General features: G+C 52.8%; 2 protein-coding genes. Both read right to left on the bottom strand.

All coding sequences use genetic code 11. The features are described from left to right. Positions 1–2: 2 nt before the first annotated feature. Positions 3–4,115: a non-ribosomal peptide synthetase gene (locus PsAD26_RS16430; protein WP_063311324.1), complete on the bottom strand. Its 4,113-nt coding sequence runs from the start codon at positions 4,113–4,115 to the stop codon at positions 3–5. Next, entirely contained in the window at positions 4,112–14,515 is a 10,404-nt protein-coding gene (locus PsAD26_RS16435) for a non-ribosomal peptide synthetase (protein WP_063311325.1), read from the bottom strand. The genes PsAD26_RS16430 and PsAD26_RS16435 overlap by 4 nt, the downstream gene beginning before the upstream one ends. Positions 14,516–14,546 lie beyond the last annotated feature (31 nt).

Below are 14,546 nucleotides of genomic sequence, written 5' to 3' on the forward strand. Positions count from 1 at the left end.
CTCTAAGCGACACTAGGCACAGCAGGGGAAAGAGCGTGGTTCCGCTCAAACAACTGAAACTCGTAGGAGATTGCTTTTTTGACGCGCTGGATTTCTTCTGACTCTAGCAGTTCCCAATGATCTCCGCGAACCAATCGGGTCATGAAGCTGCCCATCACCCGTTCTATCCAGAACTGGCGTAATTCATGCAAAAAGTCTTTGTTGAGAGAGCCGAGGGCCTGAACAAACACCACCCGAACCTCTAAGGGGTGGCACTCATAGTTGGGAACGCATGACCGGTTGTGATTATAGACCCGGTGATAGCGCTCAATTTGCGCATCGTCGATGCCCGGGTACATCCCGTTGAACTTGACCAGCTTGTCACGAAACTCATCGAGGTCCACAGGCGCGAGGCTATCGCGTTCATGTTCTTCAAATCCTTGAGTATCGAGGAGAATGACACTCACATTGTCATTTCCGCGCGCTTTGAGGAGGCGTGCCATTTCAAACGCCACATAACCGCCAAAAGACAAGCCTGTCAGTACGATTTTGTCCTGCGCGATATGCTCGATCCGTTTCAGGTAAGCCTCTGCCATGGCAGGGATGGAAGATAACGTGTCTTCTCCACTGTTCAAACCGGGAGACTGAAGGCCATAAACACCGATTTCATCGGCCAGGATCTTCGCCAGAGACAGGTAGCAAAATGCAGTTCCACCAGCGGGATGGATACACACGACATGCTCACCATTTTGGCTTTCGCGGAATGTAATCAGGTTGTCTTGTGCATTTTCTTTAGGAGCGCCGGCACGTATCCAGCTGGCCAGGGCTTCGATTGTTGGGTTTAGAATGAAGGTCTTTGGAGGTACTTGAACCTTAAACGCTTCACCAACACGGTGCGCGACCTTGATCGCGGCAATGGAGGAACCACCCATATGGAAGAAGTTGTCGCTGATGCCAATGGACGGGTGCAGGAGCACCTCTCGCCAGATGTTATAGATCTGCAGTTCGATATGGTCGCGCGGGCTTTCCTGATTGACCTTAAACACGGCCTCATGTGCCATGACGGCAGCTTCAACAGCGCGGTTATCTATCTTGCCATTATTGGTGAGTGGGATCGGCTCCATGTGCAGCAACGTGTGAGGCAGCATGTAATCAGGAAGTTTGCTGGAAAGATGCTGGCGCAGATTGCTTTCAAGCAAGGGCTCGCCCGTTGAGGAGGTGTAACACAGCGCTAGTTGAGCATCGCCGCCCTCTCGCTGAACCTGAATGGCTGCACAGCTGAGGCAATCTGCATGTTCAAGCAAAACCCCTTCAATCTCTGAGAACTCGATGCGGAAGCCATTGAGTTTGATCTGATTGTCTTTGCGCCCAGCAAAAGTCAGCTGGCCCTGATCGTCATAGAAGGCAAGATCACCGGTGCGGTAGAGTGCTTCCTCTGGAACAAACGGATTTTTTGCGAAAGCAGATGCGTTCTGTTGCGGGGCATTCAGATACCCGGAGGAGAGACCAGCTCCACCGATGTAGAGCTCTCCCACCAGCCCAATCGGTACAGCCGACATGTTCTCGTCGAGCAGATAGGTTTTCGCATTGCTGATAGGTTTCCCAATGGGAGCTGCCCGCTTGTTGTGGTCTTCAGGCAAAATGCTGTGCCAGGTGCTGTCCACGGTGCATTCCGTCGGACCGTACACATTGTGCAACTTTGCCCATGGCAGCTTGCTGGCAAACTTACGCAGTAGCGCGCCGTTCAACTCACCTCCACCGCAGAACACATCTTTAAGGTGTGTGCATTGAGGGGCGAGAGGTTCATCAAGAAAGAGATCCAGCATGGCAGGGACAAACTGAACCGCTGTAATGTTGTGCGAGACACAGAGCTGCCCCAGTTCAGTTGGTGAACTATGAGCTGATGGGGGAGCCAAAACCAGTGATGAACCGGAACACAGAGGCCAGAAAAACTCCCAGATAGCTGCATCAAACCCCATCGGCGTTTTTTGCAAGAGCGCATCGCCGGGCTTAGTCGGGAAGGTGCGATTGCTCCAGTCTACGAGGTTGACCAGCCCTCTATGTGAGAGCTTGGTGCCTTTGGGAACTCCGGTGGTGCCGGAGGTGTAGATGATATAGGCAAGCTGATCAGCATTCGTGCTGCTCGCCGGAAGATTGGTGCTGTCGTAGGATTGGGTGATTTCCTCCAACAACTCTTCATTCAAAGATAGCGTATTTACATCGCAGGTGGTTGCTAGATCGGCCATCACATCGGCAGTGGCCGGGTGCGTCACTATCAGATCAGGCTGGCTGTCTTGCACCATGTACTCAAGGCGCTTCAACGGCAGGCCGGGCTCGAGTGGGATGAAATGCCCTCCGGCTTTGAGGGTTGCCAGCATAGTGATGACCAGTTCGCTGGAGCGTTCAAGGAGCAAACCGACGGGGCTGCCTGCTTTGACACCGCATTCCTGCAGATGACGCGCAAGCTGATTTGCCTTGGCGTTGAGTTTGGCGTAACTCCACACCGCCTCACCGCAGACAAGAGCTGGTGCATCGGGGGAGCGCTGGCACTGCGCTTCGAATGTCTCATGAATGCACGTTGAGCTTAGAGCGTGTGTCTCACCATGAGGCCAGACTTGCGTGAGTAGGTGCCGTTCTTCAGGCGTGATGTACTCGATCCGATCGACTTGACCATGCGGATCAACCATGGCGTTTGAGAGCAAACATTCAAGATGTCTGGCCATGCGCTCGATGCGAGCCTGCGTGAACAAGTCTTTGTTGTACTCAAAGCCGAGGCTGAACGAAGGCCCGCGCTCAAATACCTCCAGCGTGATGTCGAACTTTGCCGTCTGGCTATCCGTTGCAAGCGCTTCTATCTCCACCCCGTCCATGTGAGTGGAACCTGCTGGAAGGTTTTGATAGATCAGCATGACCTGAAATAGAGGCGAATGGGCTGGTGAGCGCTCCGGGTTCACAGCTTCAACCACCTTCTCAAAAGGCAGGTCTTGATTGTCCAAAGCTTCCAAAATGATCGTTTGCGCTTGTGACACCAACTCTGCAAAGGTGCTGTCCGCTGTTACCTGTGTTTTTAAGGCAAGGGTATTGATGAAATGGCCGATCAGCGGTTCCACTTCAGCTGTGTGGCGGTTGGCAAAAGAGGTTCCGATGCAGATGTCTTCCTGTTTGCTATAGCGCCAAAGAACAACGGCAAACCCTGCAAGAAACAGCGCAAAGGGTGTGATTGATCTGTTTTTGCAGAAGGAACGCACGCGGTCACTCAGATCATCCCCGAACACGAGTTCAAAGTGAGCGCCATTGTGGGTCTGCTCTGCGAGGCGGGGATAATCTGTCGGCAGGTCTAGTAAGGCAGGTAACCCGGCAAGTTTCTCGGTCCAATATAGGGTTTGCCCCTGTTCCCGAGAGAGCGATTGCTGGCTATGGACCACGTATTCTGCATATTGCATCGTTAGAGTTGGAACATCAGGCGTCGTGCCTTGTTGGAAAGCATTGTAGTGAGCGGTTACTTCGTTGAAGAACAATCCGATTGACCAGCCATCAGCAGCAATATGGTGCAGGTTCACCAGCCAGATATGTTTGTCTTCTGAGAGCTTCACGTAACTGGAGCGGACAAGTGGCCCGTCTTCCAAATTAAACGGCAGGCTGGCTTCCTTCTGGACATGATCCTTCAGCGCGAGGCTTTGCTCTTCATCGCAGAGCTGGGACAGGTCCAGAACCTCAAGTGGAAGCTCTGAGTGTTCAGCAAAAGTCTGCTGAGGAACTCCATCGCAGAGACCAAACTGCGCGCGGAGCATGTCATGACGAGCAACAACAGTATTCACCGCACGGTGGAGTGTTTCAACGTTAAGCGCTCCGCTCACCTTCAGCGCGATGGGGTTGTTGTAGAACGGGTTATCCGGCTCCAACTGGTGCAAGTACCATAAATGACGCTGTGAAGCCGAAAGCGGAACTCCAGTTGATTTTTCCGCCTGCGCCTGCTGCTGCAATAAAGAAATTAACTCAGATTTTTGCGCTTTCAGCGCAGCAGCCAGTTGTGGCTCCAAAAATCCTTTTGGGGCCTTGAAACGGAGTTTTTCACCATCTGTTTGCAGGCTCACATTGTGACTGGCGAAATGGTTGAGCAGCTGGTGTGCGTTCATATTTCAAACTCCTCCATTTCGTCTTCTTCTTGCTGCGCGAGTGCTGGTGTGGCGCCAAACGTTTCAATGGTGTGTTGCCGGTTCTGGTCTGCTGTGCGCGTACCGCCAATCATGGAATAGATGAGCTTATGGGACGAGCTGAGCTGAAACAGATCAGTCAGAGCTCTCTCATCAACCGAGCCAATGCCGCAAAGTCCCAGTCCTGTCTCGTGAGCACGCATGGTGAGCAGCTGCGCCATTGCGCCTGTTTCGATCAGGCAGAACTGGTCGCTCATTTCACCGTAAAGCGGCTCTATCGCTTTGCGCTCTGCCACAAAGAACAGGGCAAATGCGGCATCTTCAAAAGTCGGGCGATTGACGAAGTAGTCATAGGTGTCGGGACTGAGAGTCTTACCATCCGCCGTTGAAATCAGAGCGTGATTTTGCGGATCGTAATAATACGCTCCGCCGTCTATTCCCTGGACGCGGTCAGGTTTAATGTAGATGTACGTCTGCACCGGATAGAGCCCACCTGCGCTTGCAAACAGGTGTTTCGGGGCATCTGGTTTTTGATTGCGCCGCAAAGCTGAAAGCAGGTCTTCCAATCGGTTTTGGGGCAAAGGATCGGGAATAAACTGCCGCACTGATCGGTAAGCATCAAACTCATCAAATCCGCGAGGCTTTGAGTGTGCCAGTTGGTGCGTGGCGTGTTGCTGATCGAACCTGCGCAAACCTGCGTTACGATCCTTGAAGGTCTGGCGCTCCTGTGGGTCTTCAATGGTCGTAATCGCAGAACTGGCCGCTGTGTTCTCCACTTCAGTATCTGCTTGGCCGAACTGTTCCCGATACATCACAAGGAGCGTTGCAAGGCTTGGGCTGCCCATAAACATTGCAAGTGGAGGGCGGAAGGAGAGGGTGCTGGAAAGAGCGTTAGAGATGCGTGTAATATCGATTGATGTTGCACCCAACTGCAACAAGTTCTCCTCTGGGGCAATCTGCCTCAGTTTCAATACATCCGAAACAATCTCGCGGATCTTTTCTTCCTGCTTTCCTTTCGGTTCAAAGCTGGCTTGAGTTGTCGATGACCTGCTTGGCTGTGGCAGTTTTTTGCGATCTACTTTGCCGTTTGCAGAAACTGGGATCTGTTCAATCTCGATAAGAGAAGACGGGATCATGTAGTGGGGCAGGTGCGCTCGCAAATGTTCCAGAAGTGTGTCCGTGTCGACACCGGTTCTTTCTGGTACCACATAGCCAACAAGCTGCTTGTCGCTTTGTGCGTCTCCAAAGACTTTGAAGACAGAAGCTTTCACCGCCTCATGAGCGTTGAGGACGGTCTCAATCTCGCCTAGCTCGATCCGGAAGCCTTGTACTTTGACCTGCGTGTCCATGCGGCCCAGGAACTCAATGTTTCCATCGGGCATGTAACGGCCAAGGTCACCAGTACGATAAAGGCGCTCGCCGGTTATTGGGTGAGTGATGAAACGATAGTTGGTTTGCTCTTCATCCCGCCAGTAGCCTTGGGCCAGTCCAAGGCCGCCGATGTAAAGCTCTCCAGTGACCCAGCACGGGCGGGCTGCCAACGCCTCATCCAGAACATAGAACTGCTGATTTTCCAGAGACTTGCCATAGGGAACACTCTTCCAATGGGGCAAGACATCCTGAACCGGGTAACAAATGGACCAGATGGAAGCTTCTGTCGCTCCCCCTAAGCTTAACACCTCAGCATTAGGTGCGAGTGCTTGTGCACGGTTCGGCAGTGAAAGCGGGATCCAGTCACCAGACAACATGATCTGACGCAGGGACGTCCCTAGGGATTTACGATCACTCTCAGCATAATCCACCAGCATGCCGAGAAGGGCAGGGGCGGAGTTCCAGATGGTCACATTGTGTTGTGTCAGGCACTCCAGCCAATGAGCGGGGTCTTTCACTTCGTCTTCATTGGGTATGACAACGGCGCCGCCTGCTGCCAGCAGGCCAAAAATGTCATAGACAGACAGATCAAAACCCAATGCAGAGATGGCAAATACACGGTCCTCTGGCTGAACATGCAAGCGTTTGTTGATGTCCAGAAGTGTGTTCACGGCGCCGCGATGATCAATCATGACGCCCTTCGGTTCTCCAGTAGAGCCGGAGGTGAAGATCACGTAAGCCAGATCATCCGGTTGTGTATCGGTAGTCTTGAGCTTGTTGTCGCTTACAGCGTCCAGTTCCGGGCCCACGTCAACTGTCAGAGCGAAATCCGGAACACCCTTTAACTTGTCAGTCTGGCTGGACTTAACGCAGATGAGTTTGGAGTCGGTCCGTCGCAATATGCCTTCTATGCGATTTGTGGGCAGGTCTGGATCTATCGGGAGATATGCGCCACCGGCATACAAAATGGCAAGTGCAGCAACTGTCGGCTCCCAACCCGGGCGCATCTTGATAGCAACCAGCTCACCTTTCTCCAATCCCTTTTGCTGCAAAAGAGCTGCAAGGTTCCGCGCCCGTTGCCGGGTCTGGCTGTAGGAAAGCGTCAGGGCATCGCATATGAGGGCAGGGGCATCAGGTGTCTTCAGAGCTTGTGTGTCAAAAAGCTGATGCATCAATGGCCAGTGCTTTGAAAGCGCTTTGTCGGCATCCCAACTTGGGAAGGTTTGCTGTGCTGTTTGCTGCCATCGATCCGGTGTTACCAGCTCTTCTAGCAATGCGCAGTAAGCCTCAAACATCTCCTGCATCATGCCTTCAGGGAACAGCTCATCGATGCTGTCCCAGTTGAAGCACAGTTCCCCGTCGATCTCCAGAATCGTATGATCCAGCCAGACTTGCGGTGTTTGGGTGATCGTATGAACGTTTTGCGCATGCAGAGCTGAGGAGAGTGTGATTTCTTCCTGATCCGGGATCATCTCGACCAGAGTACTGTTAAAGACAATCGGCATGCCTGTTTGCTGCTCGCCGCGTTGTTTGGTCAGCTCGCGCAGAACCCGCACACCGCTGACTTCGCTATGATCCATATCTTTCCAAAGTTGCCGCTGAGCTGATTTTGCATTTGCAACAAAATTGGTTGTGGCATCAAAGCCGACCTCCAACAGAACGATCGACGTGAAGTCACCGATGAGATGATTGATATGAGGGTGAAGTGGCTGGCGATTGAACACCGGCAAGCTCAGCGTAAACTTAGGTGACTGGCTCCACTTGGCCAATACCTGGGCAAAGGCAGTCAACAAACAGCCAGAGGGCGTTACGCCATGTTGGCGTGCGTTTGCTTTGATCTGTGACCATTTGGCTGCATCCAACACAAGGTGTCTACGGGTAAACCGAGGATTGCTGATGCTTTCAGGCTGCTTTGCCAGTGGCAAGTCTGGAGCTGCTGCCAGTGTGGCAAGCCGGTCCTGCCAGTACTTCAGCGAAGTTGTATAGCGTGAGCCATCACGCAGAGCCAACTCTTGCACTACGTAGTCTCGGAAGGTGATCGCGATCTCTGGGAGCTCGACCTGAAGGTCTTCATAGAACGCTGCTAGCTCACAGGAAAAAATCTGACTGCTGGCAGCATCGACGATCAAGGCATCCATAGAGATGTGAAGGCGTGTGATCCCCTGATCAAGTTGCAAGGCTCTGAACTCAAACAGTGGCCATGTGCCAGCATCCAACACCTGATGAGACATGGCCTCCCGGTTTCTGGCGATCATACGCTCTACGACACGTGCACTGCGCCCTCGGGCGTTATCCGTCTGGATGATGTAGTCGGGAACATACTGCAATATGCGTTGTGTTCCATCCTTGGCAAAAACAGCTCTCAGCATGTCGTGGCGCTGGATCAGTTTATTCAGGGCTGCGTTGAAGCGCTCGAGATCCAGATCAGGAATTTCAATTTCTTCATAGGCATGGGCGCTGACGCCACCCAGCCCCAAACCGTCATCTCTGCCAACCCAATAGGCCTGCTGGATGTCCGTCAGCGGGAATGGTTCATACCGATTTGCTTCATCTGAATGGATCTGAACCACAGACTGCTCTGGTTGGTTGCCCTCGGAATTGGCTGAAGCCGCGAGATCTGCAAGTACTGGATTCTCAATGAGATCTGTGAGGGATAGGCTAAGTGACAGGTCCTTGTTCAGAGTATGAATGAGCCGCGTTGCAAGCAGCGAATGTCCACCCAGATCAAAGAAGTTGTCTGAGCGGCCAATCTGGTCAACCTTGAGCACGACCTCCCAGATCTTCGCGATTTCCGCTTCAATGCCTGCCGCAGGTGCTTTGAAGTCTGATACTGTGAGCCGAACTGGAGAAGGCAATGCTCTGCGGTCGACCTTGCCGTTTGGCGTGATGGGCAGTTCTTCAAGCGGCATCCAGTCCGTAGGGATCATGTAATCTGGCAGACGGGTTTTAAGCTCTGCTCGCAGTGCTTCGACCGAACAGGTCCCAACGAAGTAACAGATCAGCCGTGCATGCTCTGCATCTGTGGATCTATCAAAGATAACAAAGGCCTCCTGAACACCTTCGATCTGCAATACGCAGTTTGTGATCTCCATGGGCTCAATGCGGAACCCGCGAAACTTCACTTGATCATCTGCACGCCCATGGAATGCCAGAGTGCCATCCGGGAGATACGCTGCCAGATCGCCGGTACGATACAGGCGAAGAGGAGGCTGCGATCCAAATGTGTGCGAGATGAACCGGTCAGCGGTCAGTTCCTCATTGCCGAAGTAACCAGAGGCCAGATTATCTCCGCAAACATAGATTTCACCGGTGGTTCCAGGAGGCACAGGTCGCATGCCATCGTCCAGGAGAAACACACTGGTGTTATCCATGGGCTTACCGATAGGAGGAGAAGCTGGCCAATCCTTCATCTGCCCGCAGTCCAGAACATGCTGAGACACAACGTGCGTTTCGGTGGGGCCGTACTGATTGTAAAAGTGACGTCCACCCAATGCTTTGAGGAGCCTGCGCAGGCCATCGTTGACGAGCAGTGCTTCTCCCGCTGTAATCACCTCGCAAGCAGGCCCGTCTGGCAGGTGTTCGGACTCAAAAAGGCCTGCCATCTGCTGAAGGACTGCAATGGGCAGATGGGCACGTTCAACACCGTTGGACTTGATGAAACCTGCAAGATTGCCAATGTCTTTGCGCTGCGTATCCGACATCAGCACGAGACTTGAGCGCTGACACAGCGTGCAGAAAACTTCCTGAAAAGCCACGTCGAAGTTGAGCGAGGCAAACTGAAGAACACGTGCTGGAGCTTTATCCGTCGGACCTTGCTTTAACTGCCAATGCACCAGATTACGCAGCATGCGATGTGTTTGCACAACGCCTTTGGGTTTCCCTGTCGAGCCAGATGTATAAAGCACGTAGGCAGGATCAAGCGGTGCGGGCGTATATGCAAGATTATCCGCTGATACTGACTGACACCTTGTTTTGAGCTCCTCGATGGTCGCCGTTGCATCGGCAAACTCTTCCGGGAGTTTGGCTCTCAGTGCATTTGTTGTAATGATGAGATCTGGCTGGACATCCTGCAGGACGACCTGAAGCCGCGCTCGCGGATAAGCAGGGTCCAGCGGAACTACTGTAGCTCGCACCTTCAAGATGCCCAGCAGTGTGACGACCATCTGCGTGGAACGGTCAACACACAGTGCGATGTTAGCTTGGGCGCCAGCACCTTGCTGCCTGAGCGTGTGGGCAAGTTGATTGGCCTGCCTGTTTAGCTCGCTATAACTCAGTGTTTCTTGCCCGAGGATCACAGCAATCGCATCGGGTGTTTCTGCCGCGTGTTTTTCAATCTGTCTGCTGATGCATTCGAACTCAGGATATGGCACTCGGCCTTGTTGCCAGGCCCCTAATGCCTGAGTTTGCTCTGGTTCTGTCAGTAGGCTTATGTCACTGAGGTTTGTGCTCGTGTTCGCGACCAGTTGCGCGAGGACATGCTCAAAATAACGTCCAATGCGAGCAGCTGTTTCTGGTTCAAATAAGTCGCTTGCGAACTCAATTGCTCCCTTCAACTGGCCGTTTACGTCCTGCAGTGACAGCAGCAAATCGAACTTGGCTCCTCCATGGTGATGGTGGAGCAGCTCAACAGAGAGACCGGGAAGCTCAAACTGATCATTGTTTTCGCCCTCCCAGGCAAACATCACCTGAAAGAGTGGCGCGTGCGCAAGGCTTCGGGGCGGATTGAGGTGCTCAATGACCTGTTCAAAGGGGAGATCCTGATTTTGCTGAGCTTCCAGCACCATTTCCTGAACTTGCGAAAGATACTCGGCCAAGGGCAGGTCTTTGCTTGCATCTACCCGCAAGGCAAGCGTGTTGGCAAAAAAGCCGATCAGCTTATCGAGCTGCCCGTGGTCTCTGTTGGCAACCGGACTGCCAACAACCAGATCCGTTTGGCCTGAAAGCTTGGAAAGTGTGAGTGCCCAGGCCCCAAGAAGTGTGGAGAATACGGTACCGCCACTCCCAGCTGAATACTCTTTTATTCTCCGAGATAAGGAAGCATCCAGCTCCAGCGGGACCACTGCCCCTTTAAAGGACTGTCGCTTGTGTCTGGCATGATCCGTCGGCAGTTCTAAGAGGACAGGCGCATCCGAAAGCTTGGAACCCCAATAGTGTATCTGTTCGTTCCATGTGCCTTTGCTGAGTTCTTCTCGCTGCCAAACTGCAAAGTCAGCATACTGGATTTGCAGGTCGGGGAGGTTGGGCTTTTGTTGTTGGATCAGGGCCGAATAGAGCGCGCTCAGTTCTTTGCTAAACACACCCATGGACCAGGCATCTGAGATGCTATGGTGCATCACAATCACGAGCACATGATGGGCCTCAACCCGATGTAATATGGCCGCCCGAAAGAGTGGTCCTGCCTCCAAATCGAAAGGCTCTGCAATCAACCGTGCAATATGCTCCTGGAGATCATCGTCTTCAGGTAGCTGTGTTGGTGCATCCATCCGCCATGCATTTGCCGGTTGAATGTCCAGATAGGCTGTACCGTCTTTTTGCTTGAACCGCGTACGCAAAGTCTCATGACGAGCTACGATTGTCTCGATCGCTTGGGATAGGGCGGAGACCTCCAACTTGCCTTTCAGCTCGAGCAGAAGGGGCATGTGATAAGCCTCGCTTTGCCCTTCCATCTCGGCCAGATACCACAGGCGTTGCTGTGAAGATGAAAGCGGAAGCTTCTTAGTTCTGTCAGCAGGAGTAATCTGAGTGCCTGTGCTGGAGGAGGTCCAGTCAATCGCTCCAGCAAGGGTTGCAAATGTTGGCGCTGTAAATACGATTGTAGCCGCCACATCTACGGAGAAGACTTCGCGGACACGTTGGGCTAAACGCACTGCCAGTAGGGAGTGACCGCCAAGAGCGAAGAAGTTGTCGTGGCGCCCAACGTCGCTGAGGCCGAGCAAATCACACCAGATCTGAGCTAGCTTTGTTTCTTTTCCTTCCCGTGGAGGGGCAAACTCTGCCTGGGAAAGAGTTGAGGGATCAACATCCGGTAGTGCATTGTGATCAACCTTGCCATTTGGCGTGAGGGGGATCTGCTGAATTACGGCAATGCCAGCAGGCACCATGAAGTGAGGCAGCTTTTGGCTCAAACTGTCCTTAAGCTCAGCAAGCACATCGCCATTGCCTTCGCAGGAAAGAACCACATAGGCCAGCAGTTGTTCTTCCCCGGACCTCTCGTTTACGACACAAATAGCAGTTTGAACTCGCTCATCGGCTTCAAGCGCGGCTTCCACCTCTCCCAGCTCTACACGAAACCCGCGAAGCTTAGCTTGTCTGTCATTGCGACCCAGGAACTCAATGGTTCCATCGCGAAGCAATCGACCCAGGTCTCCTGTTTTGAAAACTCGTAGATTATCTCGGCCCGCAACAGTGGTGAACTTTTGCTCGGTTAGCTCAGGTGTGTTCCAATACCCTTGCGCAAGTCCTGCTCCGGCAACGCAGATTTCACCGACAATGCCTTCAGGAACAGGCTGGCCTGAGAGGTCTAAAACCAAGACGTCGTAGTTCTTGATTGCCTTGCCTAAACTGAGGCTGTCAGTCTGCGAGAAAGTTTGAGGCAGGGTGAGAGCAAGGCAATCAATCGCTGTTTCAGTTAAGCCATAGGCATGGATGATATGCGCGTCAGGCCCGAAAGCACTGCGCGCTTTAGTAGCACCTTTCGAAGACCACCGGTCAGATCCACATACGATGGTTTTGAGGGGAGTTGAAGTTACGCCACTCTTCCGTACGTGTGCTGTCAAACTATCCAGCACTGCCGGAACAAAATCTGCGAAGGTCGTCTGATGCTGCTCGATTTTAGCAAGGAGGGCTGTGCTGTCGATCAACTCATCCTGATTGATTAGGACAAGCGCGCCACCAAACGTGAGCGCGCGGACAAGATCTGCCGTGAAAACGTCAAATGACAAGTTAGCCATTTGCAAAATGCGTGGTGGCTCATCGAAATCATACAGTTCGCTCCAGGCATCTCTGACGGTCCAGATTGCGCGATGATCCACCATCACGCCCTTAGGTCGTCCTGTCGAACCAGATGTGTAGATGATGTAGGCGAGGTCATCAGAGTCAATGGGAACAGTTAAGTTCTGCCCATCCTGCGAGCCCCATTTATCTTCTTGGGTTTTGATATGGACAACTTCCGCCGCGAGGTCAGGCAGGTGAGCCAGTTGCTTTGCCCTATATGCATCAACCAGTATGCACTTAGGTGAGCAATCCTGAACAAGAGTGTTGATCCGCGCAGGAGGGTAGTTTGCATCAATAGGAATGTAGGCTGCTCCTGCTTTCAGAACAGCCAGCAACGCGATGACAGCATCTGCGGACTTCTGCATGCAGATCGCTATGCGGTCCTGTTTCTGAACTCCAAGCGTACGTAGGTATCTGGCAAGTTTGTTCGCTCGCTCGTTGAGTTGAGCGTATGTGAGTTCGACCCCGCCATCAATGAGGGCGGTCCGTTCGCCATATGACGCGGCAGTGTCTTCAAACGGAAGATGGATAGGCTCGGCAGTGGAGGCCTTGTTAAATGCCAAGAGAGAGGTCTTTAGCGTTTCGGTACGTGCCGTGTCATCCATGATGGGCAGACTAGCAACACCTTGCTCTGGATCCTCGCAAATGCCTTGAACCACCTGCAGAACATAACCTGCGAGTTGTTTGATGGACTGCCGGTCAAAGAGTACTGTTGCGTACTCTAGTCCACCAGAAATCTTGGTCCCGTTGTCCACCAGCTCCAGTGTAAGGTCGAACTGCGATGCACTGCGAGGAACCGAGAATGGTTCATGCTTCAAATCGGCAAAGCGAAGTGTTGCATCGTCAAGAGTTTGCCATGCAAACATAGTCTGGAACAAAGGCGTATGGGAAAGTGAACGCTGAGGGTTCAGCGCATCCACCACCTGCTCAAATGGAACAGATTGGTTATCCTGACTGTCGAGGAATGTTTCTCGCGCGTAAGCCAGCAACTGGCTCACTGTTATGTCTTCATCGAAGTTGAAGCGGAGTGCCATCGTGTTGACGAACAGCCCCACCATCTCTTCCAGCTCTTTACGAACCCGGTTAGCTGATGGTGTCCCAATGACAATGTCATCCTGACCAGACATGCGCGCAAGGACAACTGTAAAGGCGCACATAAGTACCAGGTATGGGGTTGTCCCCGCCTCACGGGCAAACTCTCTTACCTGTTCTGTGAGTTCGGCATCTAACTCCAGAGGTAGAAAGGCTCCCTCAAAACTTTGCTGTAGCGGACGTTGGTGATCCGTCGGCAACAACAATCGTTCTGGCGCTCCGGATAGGCTCTGCTCCCAATAGGCCTTCTGCTTCTCAAAGCTCTTTTGTTGCTCAGGCTGTTTTTGCCAATAGGCATAGTCTGCGTAAGAAAGCTCAGGAGTGTTGCGCTCAACCGGTTGTTCGGTCTCGATTAGATGCGTGTAATTTTCGCTCAGCTCCTTGAGCAACAGCCCATTGGACCAACCATCAGAAATGAAATGATGAAGCACAAGCAGCAACACATGCTCCGTCTCACTGACCCTGATAAGGCAGCAACGCGCAAGCGGACCGATCTTCAGATCAAACGGTTTTGTGCATTCCTCATTCGCTCGTTGATGGATCGCAGCTTCTAAGTCGTTCTCGGCCTCAATGTTGATCAGATGCAAAGGCAAGCCGCAGGTGGGAGGAGCAAACCGCAGCCCGGGCTCTCCGGCGTCTTCGCAGACAAATGCGCGAAGGCCTTCGTGGCGGGCGATCAATTGATCCAGTGCGTTCTGAAGAGAGCTCGTGTTGAGTTCCCCTCGCAGGCGTATGCCAAGTGTCAGGTGATAGGCGGATCCTATTCCAGCCATGCGAGAAAGGAACCACAGCCTCTCTTGGGCAAAGGATAAGGGCAGAGAACCTTGATCTCTCGGAGCTGGTTTAAGAGCGGTGCGCTGGCGCAGCTTCAACAGCTGCTCCGGTGTAAGAGAGCGCATTTTTCGCTTGTTTTGTCCGTCCTGCATGGTTCCTCCCAGAGACGCTGACGACCTGCTT

The organism is Pseudovibrio sp. Ad26 (assembly GCF_001623285.1).
GTDB classification, from domain to species: domain Bacteria; phylum Pseudomonadota; class Alphaproteobacteria; order Rhizobiales; family Stappiaceae; genus Pseudovibrio; species Pseudovibrio ascidiaceicola.